The sequence below is a fragment of the Acinetobacter sp. S4400-12 genome, assembly GCF_024129495.1.
GTDB classification, from domain to species: Bacteria; Pseudomonadota; Gammaproteobacteria; order Pseudomonadales; family Moraxellaceae; genus Acinetobacter; species Acinetobacter lwoffii_C.
Map to the genome: position 1 here is coordinate 178,130 of NZ_JAMXYB010000001.1, position 16,316 is coordinate 194,445.

The following is a 16,316-nucleotide window of genomic DNA, read 5'->3' on the forward strand; positions in this document are numbered from 1 at the left end:
CATTCTCACTGAACAACCTTTAGGAATTCAGGGTAAGACGTTTGTTATTACTATAAAGCCGTGCCAACAATAACACACAGGCCACAGTCAGCCCCACAATCAGGCCAACCCAGACCCCGGCGGCACCCATATCACTAAAACGTGACAGATAGACACCGACCGGGAAAGCAATAATCCAATAGGAAATCATGGTGATCCACATGGGGCCTTTGGTATCCTGCATGCCGCGCAAGCAGCCGGCAGCACTGATCTGCCAGCCATCCATCAACTGATAGGCAATAGCAAAGAGTATTAGATACATGGCAATTTGAGTGACCACCGCATCTGAAGTATAGAGAGCCACAATTTCCTGACGGAACAGCCAGAGCAGCAGCATGGACAGCAGGGCCAGAACGGTGGCACTAATCAGCCCCAGACTTTGTACTTTACGCATCGCCTGCCAGTTCTGTTCCCCATAATAGGTCCCGACTCGGATGGTCAAAGCAATGGCGAGAGACATTGGAATCATAAAGAGCTGGGACGTGATAGAAATGGCAATCTGGTGCGCTGCCACAATGGTTTCACCCAAAGGACTCAAGACAATGGCTGCAGTACTAAAAATGCTGACTTCAAAGAAAATCGCCAGGCCAATCGGAAAGCCGAGTTTTAAAATACGCTTCAGCCAATAAGGATCAGCTGTTTCCCAATGGCTAAAAGGCTGGGTCTTGTGATAGGCCTTATTCTTAAAAATATACAGAGCCAGTGTGATAAACATCAGCCATTGCAGAATGGCGGTAGCAAATCCACAGCCTGCACTTCCCAGAGCCGGAAGAGGACCTAGTCCATACATAAAGAGATAGTTCAGTGGAACCAGCAGGATCAGGGCCAGCAGGCTGATGGCAGTCACCGGACGCGGATAACCTATGGCTTCAGAATAGCCGCGAAGAGCTGCATACATGGTGACCGCAGGCATCCCGAAACCAATGGCATGCAAGAACAGGCTGGCCTTAGGCTGTAAACTTTCCGGCACACCTAGCAGGGGCAGGACCCAAGGCAAAATCTGTAAAATCAGGCCTGCAATGATCCCGAGGACCAATGCCACCCACAGAGACTGCCGGGCAATAGTGGCAATTTTTTCCGGTGTACGTGCGCCATTGGCTTCAGCCACTAAAGGCGTGGTGGCAATCATGATGCCGCTAAACAGCAGCATGACCGGAATCCATAAACCGACCCCTACCGCAATTGCGGCAAGATCAGTAGGGGAAAGGTGTCCGGCCATAATCGTATCAATGAGCCCCAACCCTGCCTGGGAAAATTGGGTGACCAGAATGGGCAGCATGAGCTGAAATAGGCGCTTTAACTCAAAGGAAAAGGTTGTGGCGGACGAAACATTAGACACAAAAATGACTCATAGGTAATTATGTGCTTAGAGAAAAGGTTTAGCGTTGTAAAGTGAGAAGCACACCAATAAAAATCACTACGCCACCCAATAGACGTTGCCAGTTTAGCGGCAGTTTTGCATTGCCCAGCAGACCAAATTGATCTACCACCATCGACATGACCAGCTGTCCAAAAATAATGGCACCCGTCAAAGTCAAAAAACCAAGCTTGGGCGCTGCATAGATGCTCATACTAATGGCATATACCCCCAGTACGCCTCCGATCCATAAGTACAGGGGCACATTCATCAGCTCCTGTAGAGTCGGCTTGGATTGCGGCTGCAACAGCACCAGCAGGGCAAGCACTATTGTACCAATCAAAAAGGAAAAAAATGCAGCTTGAATCGGAGAATATAAATATTCTTTTAACTGGGTGTTAATGGCGGTCTGCAAGGTCAGCAAGACCCCAATGGTAAACACCAGAGGCAATAATATGATCAGTTGGGAAGATATTTTCATAATTTAATGAGCTAATTTTATTTAAATTTTTAGGTTGATCTTGCAGTGATTTTAATTTTAACAGTGTGCTGGAACAATCATGTTAAAATTTGGATAGATCTTGTCATAATTTTGAGTACTTCTTTGGCTGAACTAAATCCCGCCCTGATTCCTGTATCGCTTTATATCCATATGCCGTGGTGTGTGCGCAAATGTCCTTATTGTGACTTTAATTCACACGCGGTTCCTGAGGGGAAATTGTCTCTGGAGCTGGAACAGGAATATTTACACGCCTTGGTCGAGGACTTTAAAACTCAGGTAGATTTTGCCCAGGGACGCGCCATTCACAGTGTTTTTATCGGTGGTGGAACCCCTTCGCTCATTTCTGCACCAGGCTATCAATGGTTATTTACACAATTGCAGGCGATTATTCCTTTTGAACCGGATTGTGAAATTACCCTGGAAGCCAATCCAGGCACCATCGAGCATGATCCTTTTGCGGGTTATCTCGCAGCAGGCATTAACCGTCTCTCGCTGGGCGTGCAAAGCTTTAATACTGAACATCTGAAACGCTTAGGGCGGATTCATAGCAATGAAGATGCTCTTTTTGCCATTGGGCTGGCACATGAAGCTGGCTTTCAGCGCATTAATGTAGACCTGATGCATGGACTACCGGAACAGACTCTAGAACAGGCGCTGAATGATCTGAAGCTCGCCGTTGAACATGGAGCAACACATATTTCCTGGTATCAGCTCACTATAGAACCGAATACGGTCTTTTTCCGCACCCAGCCAGTTTTACCGCTAGATGAAGTTCTGGAAGATATTCAGGAGCAGGGCGAGCGCTATCTGAAAGCTCAAGGCTTTGTTAATTACGAAGTCTCTGCCTGGCGTAAAGAATTGCCTTCGGCACATAATCTGAATTATTGGCAATTTGGCGATTATCTGGCCATTGGAGCAGGGGCGCATGGGAAAGTAACTCAACCGGATGGCGTGTACCGTTTCCAGAAAACCCGTTTACCCAAAGATTATCTGGCTAAAGTGCCTGCTGAGCATTTACAGCTTAAACGGATTGAAGAGAGCGAGCTGCCATTTGAATTTATGATGAATGCCCTGCGCTTGAACAACGGCGTAGATACTAAACTTTATAGTGAGCGGACCGGCCTTTCAGTTGAGCATTTAAATGGACTCTTGGATTCACTACGTCAGCGACACTTGATGGTAGAGGATATAAGTCGCATTGCCTGTACGGAACAGGGACATATATTTTTAAATTCAGTGCTGGAAGAATTTCTTTAAGCCCATAAAAAAAGCACCCTTCCGGGTGCTTTTTCAAATCAGTCTCTACTTATAGAGCAGTGATTTGAGTCGCTGTAGGGCCTTTTTGACCTTGAGCAACGATGAAAGAAACTTTTTGGCCTTCAATTAGAGTTTTGAAGCCAGAACCTTGGATTTCGCTGAAATGAGCGAAAACGTCTGGACCAGACTCTTGTTGAATGAAACCGAAACCTTTAGTTTCGTTAAACCACTTTACTGTACCATTAACTGTGTTAGACATAATATAACCTATTGAATCTTATGTGTTTTTAGTCAAAATTTCAGATGACTAACCGTAACTTTGAAAAATGAAAAGGATGGAGCTTTTTGATCTGTAAAACGAAGGTTTATGACTAAAACTGCGATACTTGAAAGAAGACTAACCAAAACAAGAATTTTTCTAGTTATCGTCATGATACCTTTTATTTATAGATTTTCAAGAAAATTATACTGAATATCGTTTAGGGTTTTGAAAAATATACAAATAAATTTGTGTGTTTTGTGTACGTCTTTCATATAAACAGTTTTAAATACGCTTGTATATATAAAAAAAGAGCGCTATTGCGCTCTTTTTTAATTACTTTGCTTATTAGTAATCGAAGCTAAAATGTTCTGCTGCCAGAGTCGTTAACGTTTTTGATGGGTTAACCATGGCTTCAGCATGTCCTTGGGCACGTGGTAACAGACGCTCAAAATAGAAATCTGCTGTTTTGATTTTGGCTTTATAGAATTCTGGTGTTTCTGCACCATCACCAGAGGTCAGTTTCGCAGAAGCGACCGCCGCTTGTTGTGCCCAGAAATAAGCCATCATCACATAACCAGAGAACATCAGGAAGTCCACCGAAGCGCTTGAGACGATGTCACGGTCTTTGCGCGCTGCCAGCATAATACGTACGGTCAGGGCATTCCACTGCGCGCACAGCTTGGTCAGATCCCAGGCAAAGCGGCGCATATATTTATTACGTGCATGCTGACCACAGAATTTCAGGATTTCAGCCGTATAATCGCGGATGACTTTACCCTTAGAGGTCAACAGGACTTTACGGCCAATCAGGTCAAGTGCCTGTACGCCAGTGGTGCCTTCATACAATGTAGAGATACGGGCATCACGTACGATCTGCTCCATGCCCCATTCTTGGATATAACCGTGCCCACCAAAGACCTGTACACCGTGGTTGGCCGCTTCAAAGCCCATTTCGGTCAGGAAGCCTTTCAGAATCGGGGTATAGAAACCTAAATGATCATCCTGTTCTTCAAAAGCGGCTTGGTCACCTCGTACCAGCGCATCATTCATATTGTCTGCAATTTGGGCAGCATGATAAATCATGGCACGGCCACCTTCAGCAATCGCTTTTTGGGTTAGCAGCATACGGCGCACATCCGCATGGTGAATGATTGCATCAGCTACTTTTTCCGGATCTTTTTTACCCGACAGGGCGCGCATAGACAGACGTTCTTTTGCATACGGTAAAGCACCCTGGAAGGACAGTTCTGCATGACAGATGCCTTGAATGGCCGTACCGATACGTGCGGTGTTCATAAATGTGAACATGGCATGTAAGCCTTTATTTGGCTCACCAATCAGATAGCCCACTGCATTGTCAAAGTTCAGAACGGCAGTCGCAGACGCACGGATTCCCATTTTGTGTTCAATCGAACCACAGGTCACCGGGTTACGTTCACCGATCCCACCATCTGCTGCTGGAACAAATTTCGGCACGATAAACAGGGAAATCCCTTTGGTGCCTTGCGGTGCATCCGGAAGACGGGCCAAGACAATATGCACGATGTTTTCAGTCAGATCATGTTCACCGGCAGAGATGAAAATCTTGGTTCCTGAAATGGCATAGCTGCCGTCTTCTTTTGGCTCAGCCTTGGTTTTCACCTGACCAAGATCCGTACCACATTGTGGTTCAGTCAGGCACATGGTGCCTGCCCAGGTGCCCGCAACCAGATGAGGCAGATAAGTATTCTTTTGCGCCTCGGTGCCATATTGCATGATGGTGTTGATACAGCCTATGCTCAGGCCCGGATACATCTGGAAAGACCAGTTAGCTGTTCCCATCATTTCTGATTTGATCAGGTTAAGAGACATTGGCAGGTTTTGGCCACCAAATTTTTCAGGATAGGACAAACCTTGCCAGCCGCCTTGTACAAACTGGTCATAGGCTTCTTTGAAGCCTTTTGGTGTTTTGACTTCGCCATTTTCAAAATGACAGCCTTCCAGATCACTGCTCTGGTTTAAAGGAGAAAGGACATTTTCACAAAAATCTGCCGCGCCTTCCAAAATCATGTCTACCGTGTCAGCATCGGCATATTCACCATTCGACAGGTTCTGGTAGTGCGCAGGGTAGTCAAGCACTTCATTCATTAAAAAGCGAATGTCGTGTAAAGGGGCTTTATAAGCTGGCATGCGTTTAATCCTGATTAAAATAGTTTTGGATTATCTGTATCGATTCTATGATTATTCATACTTGGAATAAAAAAACATTGATAAGGCACGCAAATAAAATTGTCAGAAAAGCGAATTACATATTCAAGCTGTTGCTGGCTATTCTTTTGCTCGCCTGGCTTGGGTCTGGAGCAGGCTTAGATAAAAACTGCTTATCTGATTAGACTTTAATGAATAAAAAGCGGCTGTGTCCAGTACTAGTTTTGTATAAGTTGTACCCAAATGTTATCGGGTTTTTCTGGTGAAAAGATGTCACTAAATCCAATCAGATAAGCATAAAAAGTTGAAAAAGGACTGATTCGGCAGTCCTTTAGCGGAGGAGTGAAAGAAATTAAAGAAAATCCTTCAGCTCCGGCTTTACTCCATTCCAGATATAAAAGGATTCAATAGCCTGACCGACCAGCATACCAAAACCTTCAGAAGTCGGTACACCGCGGGCTTTGGCCTGATCGAGGAAAGAAGAAGGCTTGCCATAGGCCATTTCATAGGCCTGTTTAAAGCGCAAACTGTCTGGCAGTATCAGTGCATCACCCGTTAAGCTTGCAGAAGTGGCATTGATGACCAGATCAAAATCACCCGTTAGAGCATCTAGGGCGATGGCATGTAATTCCGCCTGCGGCACGGCATCACGCAGGTCTGTCACCAGCTGTTCGGCACGCGCCAGAGTCCGGTTGGCAATCACGATTTTTTTGGCGCCTGCTTGTACCAGCGGATAAATCACTCCACGTGTAGCACCGCCTGCGCCAATCATCAGGATATCGGTATTTTCCAGATTCCAGTCTAAGGCACGAATGGCTTCGACCAGTCCCTGACCATCGGTATTATCTCCATGCAATACACCTTCTTGCATCCAGAGTGTATTGACGGCTTTAGCAATTTTGGCGCGCTCGGTCAGGACCTGACATTGAGCAAAAGCCTGCTCTTTAAAGGGCACTGTGACATTCATGCCGCTGCCCCCCTGAGCGAAAAATTCCTGAATATTGGCGCTAAAACCATCGAGTGGCGCCAGACGTTTCTTATAGTTTAATGCTATACCGGTTTTGGCTGCAAAAGCCTGATGAAGTTCCGGAGAGCGTGATTGTTCAATGGGATTACCGACCACAGCAAATTGCTTGCTCATTTCACAGTGTCCATGTGCTGAAATGCGCATCAATATACGTGAAAATGACCGGGGACTAAAGCGCCTGCTTATTTAAGCTGTTCGAATTTCAAGAACTACAAGTTTCAATAATCTGTTCTGCCAGAAATAGCGCCATGCTGATCACCACGCCAGCAACGGTCAATACACTGACACTGATGGCCACACTGTCCAGAACAAAATTATGGCTAATTATAGCGGTGCTAATCGCAGCAATACAGGTAATCAGAAACAGCCAAAAGGCCAGAAGGGCAGGGTTTAAGTCGGCATCATACATTTTTATTTTACTCAGTCATTAAATTGTTGAACCAGACAATATGCAGGGTATTCCCGGGTTCAGGGATTGCCTTTGAGTATAGATGATTTATCTATTGAAAATGTCCTCTATTTGAGGACACTTTGTATGTAATTATGTAGGGGATTCTTATTTGGTTTTCAGTTCTGTTAGCCAGTCATGCGCTTTAAGATAGTAATCGGTGAGGCGCTTCTCAGCTGAACCTTCAGCCCATTCAGGACGATATGACCAGCCAGTAAGAGGTGGCAGGCTGACCAGAATCGATTCGATCCGCCCGCCGGTTTGCAGGCCAAACAGCGTACCGCGGTCATAGACCAGATTGTATTCTACATAGCGGCCACGACGATACAGCTGAAAATCGCGCTGTGCCTGCGTGTATGCCTTGTTCTGATTGCGCTTGAAAATAGGCAGAATAGCCTCTAAATAGCCATTGCCTACAGCTTGTATATACTGGAAACAGGTCTCAAAATCCCACTGATTAAGATCATCAAAGAATAGGCCGCCCACCCCGCGCTGCTCGTCACGATGCTTCAGATAGAAATAATCATCACACCATTTTTTGTGTTCGGCATACACGTTGGCCCCAAAGGGAGCACACAGGTCATGTGCTGTCTGATGCCAAGATAAAATATCTTCATCATTGGGATAAAAGGGGGTTAAATCAAAACCGCCTCCAAACCACCAGATGGGATCTTGGCCTTCTTTTTCTGCCACAAATAAACGTACATTGGCATGTGAGGTTGGTACATTCGGGTTTTGAGGATGAATGACCAGCGATACCCCCATGGCCTGAGCCTTGGCGCCGGCAATATTCGGATGGCGTTCAGTCGCCGAAGCCGGCAGGTTGGATATATTGATGTGGGAAAACATTACCCCACCTTTTTCAATCACCGTGCCATTTTGTAAAACCCGGGAACGGCCACCGCCACCTTCAGGACGTTCCCAGTCATCAATCACAAATTCGGCGCTACCGCCGCCAGCCCGTTCTTGCTGTTCAAGTGCTGCACAGATCCGAGCTTGCAGGTCGAGGAGAAATTCGCGAACGCGTTGAATATCCATAGATGTTGGATGCTGCATCAGAACCCTCATGAGGAGATTAAAAAGCTGTTTACATCAAACCATAAAATGACCTAAAAATTAAGGTGTTTTTCTCAATACTCCTTCTGTGCCGGCCGACTCAACCTCAGCAAGAGATCAGGTGGGGCCAGGCTCAAATCCGACCGGAGAGCTTGGTTGAATTCTTTTTTCAAGCATCTCACAATAGCTGAGCATACTCATTTTTTCGGGCTTTATCTGCTCACAGGTGGACAGCATGTCGGTTCAGATGAAATCTCTTATTCAGAAATATAATGTTCCTGGTCCACGTTACACCAGCTATCCAACCGTCCCCTATTGGCAAGAACAGGATTTTTCCCTGGCCCGCTGGAAGCAGAGCTTAAAGCGGTCTTTTGACGAGTCGAATCAGTCAGAGGGCATTAGCCTGTATATTCATCTCCCTTTTTGTGAAAGCCTGTGTACCTTCTGTGGCTGCCATAAGCGTGTCACCAAGCGCCACGAAGTAGAGCAGCCTTATATTCAAGCCGTATTGAAAGAGTGGGCACTGTATTGTGAATTGCTGCAAGACAAACCTCTTATTAAAGAAATTCATCTGGGGGGCGGTACGCCGACTTTCTTCTCAGTTGAGCATTTAACCCAGCTGATTCAGGGAATTTTACTCAAGGCGGACATTGCCGCAGAGCATGAGTTCAGTTTTGAAGGCCATCCCAACAATACCACGCGTGAGCATTTGCAAGGGTTGTATGATCTGGGGTTTCGCCGGGTCAGCTATGGTGTGCAGGACTATAATGCAACCGTACAAAAAGCCATCCATCGGATTCAGCCCTATGAGAATGTCAAGCAGGTCACTGAATGGGCACGTGAGATTGGCTATAGCTCCATCTCGCATGATCTGGTCTTTGGCTTGCCTTTTCAGAGTCTGGACGATGTTTTGAATACCATCGACCAGACCAACTCACTGCTACCGGATCGTCTGGCCTTGTATAGCTATGCCCATGTGCCATGGATTAAAGGCAATGGCCAGCGCGGCTTTAAAGATACTGATGTGCCCAAAGATGAACTCAAACGCCAATGCTATGAAGAAGGCAAAAACAAGCTTCTGGCACAGGGCTATCATGAAATTGGCATGGATCACTTTGCCCTAAGCAGTGACAGCATGTACCAGTCTTTTCAAACAGGGACCTTACACCGCAACTTTATGGGCTATACCGCTTCCAAAACCCAGCTCATGATTGGACTGGGGGTTTCCTCAATCAGTGATAGCTGGTATAGCTTTGCGCAAAACGTGAAAACGATCGAAGAATATTATGAATGTCTGGAACAGCATCAGATTCCGGTCTTTAAAGGACATATTCTGTCTCGGGAAGATCTGATCATTCGCCAGCATATTCTCAACCTGATGTGCAGCTTTAGTACTTCATGGGAAAATCCTGAACTGCAATTTGCTGAAATTGAGGAAGTGCTGGAGCAGCTTGAAGAAATGCAGCAGGATGAATTGATTAAAATAGCAGACGCATCAGTCACGATTTTGGAAAAAGGCAAACCTTTTGTCCGCAATATCTGTATGGCCTTTGATTTGCATTTAAAGCGCCGCATGCCGGAAAACCGGATTTTCTCGATGACGATTTAATCGCATCCTGATTTCGCGGGAGGAGAGATGAGGAAAACTTTCTTCAATGAAATAAACTTCCTCCCTTGGGAAAAGGGAGGAAGAGGGGATTCTTAACAGACGTTAAAAATCATCCTTCTGATACATATGTGCCATACGTTCATGCTTGGTTTTGAGATACTGCTCATTGAATGGATTTAAGCCTACCGTCAAGGGGACGCGGTCAATCACTTGAATTCCTTGTGCTGTCAGCGCATCAATTTTAAGCGGATTGTTGGTGATCAGGCGTACCGCTTTCACTCTCAAATGATCCAGCATAATGCTGCACATATCATATTGACGTGCATCTGCTGGCAGATTGAGCATCAGGTTGGCATCGACCGTATCATGTCCCTGATCCTGCAAGGCATAGGCGCGAATCTTGTTGGTCAGGCCTATTCCACGTCCTTCCTGGCGCAGATATAAAATCACGCCGCAGCCAACTTCATTAATCAGTTTGAGGGTGGCCTGCAGTTGCGGGCCACAGTCACATTTCAGGGAAGCAAAGGCATCACCGGTCAGACATTCTGAATGTACACGAACCAAGACTGGCTCATCAGTGGGTTCCTCTAAACCCTTAGAGAGCGCGATATGTTCCTCTCCTGTCTTAGGGTCTTGAAAAACAGTAATTTTAAATTCACCATGAGCGGTCGGTAATCTTGACGTTGCGACAAATTCGATTGGCACAGCTGAACCCGTAAAATCCTAAAAAGTAACTAAAGTATAGCCTAATGATTAAACATTAGTAGAATTGCACAGGGGATTTTGTGGAGAACATTTTCTTTTTTTAAGAAAGCGAACGATAATAGTTGATAAATAGTGAGGTTATTCAGGATAATCGTAGCCTGCAAATTTTTTACCCCGATGAAATCATTGTGTAATAATGCGTCGCTAGAAGCGTAGCTGAATTGAAGCTGCTACAATTCAACTATATGATCGGGTACTCCCCATTGACCTCGCTTAGCATTTGCCAGGCTTTAGAAGGCTTTGCCATATATGTTGTATACAGAAATTCCAACTCAACGTCCTGTAACACCATTGCTAGATGGAATTGACCATCCTCAGCAACTGCGTGCACTTGAGCAAAGCCAGCTAGAGCAAGTGGCGGATGAGTTACGTCAATTCATTTTGTATGCTGCTGGGCAAAGTGGAGGGCATTTTGGTGCCAACCTCGGTGTAATTGAGCTGACTGTGGCTTTGCACTATTGCTTTCAGACGCCGCATGATCGCCTGATTTGGGATGTGGGTCATCAGGCCTATCCGCATAAAGCTTTGACCGGACGCCGGGAACAGTTGACCACGATTCGTGCTAAGGACGGTCTGGCTGCGTTTCCAGCCCGTGACGAATCCGAGTTTGATACCTTCGGGGTAGGCCACTCTTCCACCGCAATTTCTGCCGGCTTGGGCATGGCACTGGCACGTCGTTATCAGAATGACCCCTGTGAAGTGGTTTCAATTATTGGCGATGGTGCCATGACCGCAGGTATGGCCTTTGAAGCTATGAATGATGCGGTGGCACATCATGCCAACCTGATGGTTGTATTAAATGACAATGATATGTCAATTTCATGCAGTACGGGCGGTTTTGCCAAGCATCTTGCAGCAATCTGGGAGCGTGGTGAATTTGTCAATGTGACCGAAGAGGGTGAGGCCTATGTACAGCCACATCCAGAATGGTTGTATAACTCACGCTTGCACAGCGCGGCAACTGATGCCGCTGATAACCTGTTTAAAGCCATTGGTTTTGATTACTTCGGTCCTTATGATGGTCATGATGTCCAGCAACTGGTTCATGTATTTAATGCCCTGAAAAAGCGGACCGGACCACGTCTGATTCATGTCTACACCAAAAAAGGTAAAGGTTTTGCGCCCGCTGAATCGGATCAGATTAAATATCATGCCATTGGCAAACTGAATGCGGTCGCAGCAGTCAAGATGGCACCCAAATATTCAGACGTATTCGGGCAATGGCTCTGTGATGAGGCCGCACAAGATAAACGCCTACTGGCCATTACTCCCGCCATGTGCGAAGGTTCAGGCATGGTCCAGTTTGCCAAAGACTATCCGGAACGTTTCTTTGACGTTGCCATTGCCGAGCAGCATGCGGTGACACTGGCAGCCGGTATGGCTTGTGAAGGTTTAAAACCGGTCGTCGCCATTTACTCGACGTTCTTGCAGCGCGGTTATGACCAGTTGGTGCATGACGTGGCCTTACAGAATCTGGATGTGACCTTTGGCATCGACCGGGCGGGGCTGGTCGGTGAAGATGGGCCGACACATGCCGGTGCCTATGATTATGCGTATATGCGCACAATTCCAAATCTGGTGATTATGGCGCCTAAAGATGAAAATGAATGCCGTCAGATGTTGCATACAGCTTACCTTTATAATGGTCCGGCCGCAGTACGTTATCCACGTGGTAATGGGTTGGGGGTTGAAATTCAGCAAACTATGGTCGAGATGCCGATTGGTCAGGCAGAGGCTCTGCTCAGCCTGAACGAGCAATCTGATGAGCATATTTCAATTCTGGCTTTCGGTAGTCGGGTCCAGGCAGCCCTAGAAGCAGCTCAGGCTTTTGCCAGTCGCTATGACGTTGGTGTACGTGTCATCAATATGCGTTTCATTAAGCCCTTAGATACCAGTATGCTGGATCAGCTTGCACACTCCACCAGTTTATTTGTTACTGTCGAAGAGCATGCGATCATGGGCGGTGCTGGTAGTGCAGTTAATGAATATCTGGCTGAAGCACAGATCGTGAAGCCAATGTTAAATCTGGGGCTGGACGATACCTTTATGGCACAGGCAACACATAGCCAGATGTTGCAACAAGCTGGACTTGATGCACAAGGTATTGAAAAATCCATTGCTCAGGCCTGGTCTAAACTGGCACAAAGCGTTCTATCCTAAGTATTTAAAAACTTTAGACACATTTTTTCCCAAAAAGCCCGAATATTTGCTAAAATATGCGGGCTTTTATGCATTATTCTTTATCAATATCTTCAAATTTGTAGTGGGTGTTCAATGGAACCTATGGTGGTGATGGCTGCGCGTGCGGCTCAATTAGTTGGTCAAGAGCTTTTAAAAGCGCATCAGAATCGTCATAAACTCGATCTGCAAGTCGAAGAAAAAGGCATTGATGGTCCGGTAACGCGTGTAGACCGTTATCTGGAACAGTTGACTATCGATACTCTACGTAAAAGCTATAAAAATCACAGTTTCCTTGGTGAAGAATTTGGCTATCAGGAAGGTAAAGGTCATGACGCTGACTGGTGTTGGGTGATTGATCCGCTGGATGGCACACTTAACTTTATCAACGGTTTTCCGCATTTCTGTATTTCTATCGCAGTTCAGCACAAAGGCGTGACTCAGCACGGCGTAATTTATGATCCGGTAAAAGATGAGTTGTTCTCTGCAAGCCGTGGTCGCGGTGCAATGCTGAATCAGCGCCGTATCCGTGTCAATATAAAAGACAGTCTGAATAATACTTTCTTGGCCGTAGGTCATGCTTACCGTGCCAAACGTAATGGTGAAGTTGTGTCTTATGCCAAGAACCATTTTGAATCATTGTTAAATGTGACCGAAGCGGGTGCTCAATACCGCCGTGCAGGTTCTGCGGCACTGGATCTGGCTTATGTAGCGGCTGGCCGTCTTGATGGGTATTTCGAGCTTGGCTTGAAACCTTGGGATATTGCAGCAGGTGAGCTGATTGTGAAAGAAGCGGGCGGTACTGTGGTGGATGCACGTGGCGGTAGCGACTCTATGGAAAATGGTCAGGTTTTGGCTTGCTCAATGAAGATGCTTAAACCGTTAATGCAAGCAGTTGTTCCTGCTTGGGGTGAAGCAGCCAAATAATCGGCTTTAATCGAATATGAAAAAAGGTATCTTTCGGGATGCCTTTTTTCTTGCAAATTATTCATTTGAGAGTGCTTCTAAAGCACTTTTGATTCATCTGTTTAGTCATAAGAGTTTAGGGAAAATTGACCAAATGGAGAATAAGCTGCTTTTTTCACCTGAGCTAAGTTTCGGAAAATGATGAAAAAATTGACGGTTAAACAAAATAATACGAAAAGCGGATGACTTTATAAATTATCCTGCTATAATCTTGGCACGCACTTAATTTCTGTTCGTTACCTGAACATTTCTCTTCTTATCATTGTGTATGCGCGTGCGGTCCAAAGAGAGGACGATATCTCGCGCCCCAATCGCTAAAGCGATTCCTTCAGGTTATGCTTAATCATGCGTGCGTTATATCACATCGTCGTTACTCGGATCGCCGCTGAATCATCTCTTTTTCAGTGTTTATTGCTGTGCCGCTTTTTGTCGATGTCCATTTGACTTTATTTTTAATGGAGCACCCTATTTTCGGGTGAAATACTCTATGAGCAAAACTTTTGCTGAATTTTCTTTACACGAATCGTTACAACAAGCTCTACAAGGTTTAGGCTTTACTGCTCCGACTTCTGTACAAGAACAATCTATTCCCGCTGCACTTGAAGGCAAAGATCTTTTGGTATCTAGCCAGACAGGTTCGGGTAAGACAGCAGCGTTCCTTCTTCCAACGTTGAACGCACTTGCAAACGAAGATACCTTTGTACCATTCAAAGAACGTATGAAAGCGATTACTCAGCCTTCAATTCTGGTTCTTTGTCCTACACGTGAATTGGCTCAACAGGTGAGTCAGGATGCCATTGCACTTGTACGTCACATGAAAGGTGTGCGTATTGCTGCAATCATGGGTGGCATGCCATTTGGTAAACAAATCCAGCAGTTAAAAGGCGCACAAGTGGTTGTTGCAACCCCAGGTCGTTTACTGGATCTTGTCAACCGTCGTCAGCTCAAACTCGATAAAGTAAATGCTTTGATTGTAGACGAAGCAGACCGTATGCTGGATCTGGGCTTCTCTGAAGATCTGGAAGCAATTGGTGATTTGGCTGGAAATCGTGAGCAGACCTTAATGTTCTCTGCAACATTTGCTCCACGTATTATCACGCTTGCTGAACGGATGATGAATGATCCAGAGCGTATTGCGATTGAAACTGGCCACTCAACAAATACAGATATCACCCAGACTTTACACTGGACTGATGGTTTCGAGCATAAGAAAAAACTGTTAACGCATTGGTTAAGCGAAGAAGATGTAGACCAGGCTGTGGTATTTGCATCAACTCAAGAAGATACCGACATGCTGGCTGAAGAGCTTTCTGAAGCAGGTCTGTCAGTTGTTGCACTACACGGTGCCATGCCGCAAACCGTTCGTAACCGTCGTTTACGTAGCATCCGTGAAGGTCGTGCCAAGATTTTAGTAGCGACTGATGTTGCTGCTCGTGGTCTAGATGTACCAACAATTTCTCACGTAATCAACTTTGGTCTTCCAATGAAGAACGAAGATTATGTACACCGTATTGGTCGTACAGGCCGTGCGGGCCGTACCGGTAAGGCCATTACTTTGGCAACTTACCGTGAGCGTGGCAAGATCCGTGCTCTAGAAGACTTCCTTGATGCACGTTTAAATGTATCTGAAATTGAAGGTCTAGAGCCATCTCCACCTCCTGCACGCGGTAGCCGTGATGGTGGTCGTGGTCGTCGTGATGGCGGCGGTCGTGGTCGCGGTGGTTTCGGTGGCGGTCGTCGTTTTGAAGGCGAAAGTAATTTCAAGCGTCGTGAAGGTGGTGATGACCGTCCACGTCGCAGCTTTGATGATAAACCTCGTGGCGAACGTCCAGCATTTGGCGAAGACCGTCCACGTCGTGACTTCAACAGTGATCGTCCGCGTCGTGAAGGTGGCTTTGCTGACCGTCCACGTCGTGACTTCAATGAAGATCGTCCACGCCGCGAATTTAATAATGACCGTCCACGTCGTGAATTCAATGGTGAAGACCGTCCGCGCCGCGAGTTCAACAATGACCGTCCACGTCGTGAATTTGGTGACCGTCCTCGTACTGATAATAACGATGATAACCGCGGTAACCGTGTAGATTACAAACCACGTCGTGAAGGTGCTTTCAATGACCGTCCAAAACGTGAATTTGGTGACCGTCCAGCACGTTCATTTGGCGATGATCGTCCAAAGCGTAATTTTGGTGACCGTCCAGCGCGTTCATTCGCTGATGATCGTCCAAAGCGTGATGCAGGTGATCGCCCAGTACGTCGTAACTTTGATGACAAGCCACGTGGTGAACGTTCATTTGGTGGCGAGAGCCAACCACGTCGTAAATTCAATGACTAATTGAATCTGACCTAAAAAAACCAGCGGAAACGCTGGTTTTTTTATGCCTATCTTTTTACTTATTTCAATTAAAATGTATACTGAGTCAAATTTATTATAACTTGTGATAATTGAAGAATAGGAAGATTCGGATGTTACGTTTTACTGTGCTTGAGCTACTAATGCCTTATCTCGCATTGGCTTTGGTTTTGTGTAATATTATTTTTTATCTCTATTATTTTTTTAATTGACGAGACTCTGTTAGAATCCAGCCTGATAAAATTTTTCATTCTAAGAAATAGACCTGACAGTAGACCGTATTGCTTTTCATAACCTTGACCCTTCTTTT

General features: G+C 45.9%; 13 protein-coding genes. 5 read left to right on the forward strand and 8 right to left on the reverse strand.

Going from position 1 to position 16,316, the window contains the following annotated elements; genetic code table 11:
• Window positions 1-19: 19 nt before the first annotated feature.
• Together NI461_RS00840 and NI461_RS00845 are read right to left on the reverse strand one after the other, a co-directional pair.
• Entirely contained in the window at window positions 20-1,378 is a 1,359-nt protein-coding gene (locus tag NI461_RS00840) for an MATE family efflux transporter (RefSeq protein ID WP_317454189.1), read from the reverse strand.
• A gap of 40 nt (window positions 1,379-1,418) precedes the next feature.
• Window positions 1,419-1,877, reverse strand: coding sequence for a DMT family transporter (locus NI461_RS00845; protein WP_151205286.1), 459 nt, complete (start codon window positions 1,875-1,877; stop codon window positions 1,419-1,421).
• Window positions 1,878-2,000: 123 nt separating this feature from the next.
• On the opposite strand from NI461_RS00845, the gene hemW reads away from it, so the two are divergent.
• A complete protein-coding gene (hemW, locus tag NI461_RS00850) occupies window positions 2,001-3,155 on the forward strand; it encodes a radical SAM family heme chaperone HemW (protein WP_253156142.1) in 1,155 nt (384 codons plus the stop codon).
• A gap of 49 nt (window positions 3,156-3,204) precedes the next feature.
• On the opposite strand, the gene NI461_RS00855 is transcribed toward hemW, so the two are convergent.
• The 5 genes from NI461_RS00855 to hemF form a co-directional block, all read right to left on the reverse strand.
• Window positions 3,205-3,414, reverse strand: a complete 210-nt coding sequence (locus tag NI461_RS00855) for a cold-shock protein (protein WP_151205284.1) — start codon at window positions 3,412-3,414, stop codon at window positions 3,205-3,207.
• A 348-nt stretch (window positions 3,415-3,762) separates the two neighbouring features.
• Window positions 3,763-5,586 (reverse strand): acyl-CoA dehydrogenase C-terminal domain-containing protein, encoded by a 1,824-nt coding sequence (locus NI461_RS00860; protein WP_253156145.1) that lies wholly within the window; start codon window positions 5,584-5,586, stop codon window positions 3,763-3,765.
• A 370-nt stretch (window positions 5,587-5,956) separates the two neighbouring features.
• On the reverse strand, window positions 5,957-6,745 hold the full coding sequence (gene aroE, locus NI461_RS00865; protein ID WP_151205282.1) for a shikimate dehydrogenase: 789 nt from the start codon (window positions 6,743-6,745) through the stop codon (window positions 5,957-5,959).
• A gap of 88 nt (window positions 6,746-6,833) precedes the next feature.
• The gene (locus NI461_RS00870; RefSeq protein ID WP_151205281.1) at window positions 6,834-7,040 is read right to left on the reverse strand and encodes a hypothetical protein; all 207 of its coding nucleotides are present in this window, start codon (window positions 7,038-7,040) and stop codon (window positions 6,834-6,836) included.
• 147 nt (window positions 7,041-7,187) lie between these two features.
• Window positions 7,188-8,135: an oxygen-dependent coproporphyrinogen oxidase gene (gene hemF / locus NI461_RS00875; protein ID WP_151206715.1), complete on the reverse strand. Its 948-nt coding sequence runs from the start codon at window positions 8,133-8,135 to the stop codon at window positions 7,188-7,190.
• Between the two features lie 235 nt (window positions 8,136-8,370).
• On the opposite strand from hemF, the gene hemN reads away from it, so the two are divergent.
• Complete coding sequence (gene hemN / locus NI461_RS00880) at window positions 8,371-9,744, forward strand: oxygen-independent coproporphyrinogen III oxidase (RefSeq protein WP_151206716.1); 1,374 nt, start codon at window positions 8,371-8,373, stop codon at window positions 9,742-9,744.
• Window positions 9,745-9,846: 102 nt separating this feature from the next.
• On the opposite strand, the gene ribA is transcribed toward hemN, so the two are convergent.
• Window positions 9,847-10,449: a GTP cyclohydrolase II gene (gene ribA / locus NI461_RS00885; protein WP_151206717.1), complete on the reverse strand. Its 603-nt coding sequence runs from the start codon at window positions 10,447-10,449 to the stop codon at window positions 9,847-9,849.
• 309 nt (window positions 10,450-10,758) lie between these two features.
• Here ribA and dxs point away from each other — a divergent pair, with 309 nt between their 5' ends.
• The 3 genes from dxs (at window position 10,759) to NI461_RS00900 (ending at window position 15,988) form a co-directional block, all read left to right on the forward strand.
• Complete coding sequence (gene dxs / locus NI461_RS00890) at window positions 10,759-12,669, forward strand: 1-deoxy-D-xylulose-5-phosphate synthase (RefSeq protein WP_253156147.1); 1,911 nt, start codon at window positions 10,759-10,761, stop codon at window positions 12,667-12,669.
• A 114-nt stretch (window positions 12,670-12,783) separates the two neighbouring features.
• The gene (locus NI461_RS00895) at window positions 12,784-13,614 is read left to right on the forward strand and encodes an inositol monophosphatase family protein (protein ID WP_151205620.1); all 831 of its coding nucleotides are present in this window, start codon (window positions 12,784-12,786) and stop codon (window positions 13,612-13,614) included.
• Between the two features lie 526 nt (window positions 13,615-14,140).
• Window positions 14,141-15,988 (forward strand): DEAD/DEAH box helicase, encoded by a 1,848-nt coding sequence (locus tag NI461_RS00900; RefSeq protein ID WP_151206719.1) that lies wholly within the window; start codon window positions 14,141-14,143, stop codon window positions 15,986-15,988.
• Window positions 15,989-16,316 lie beyond the last annotated feature (328 nt).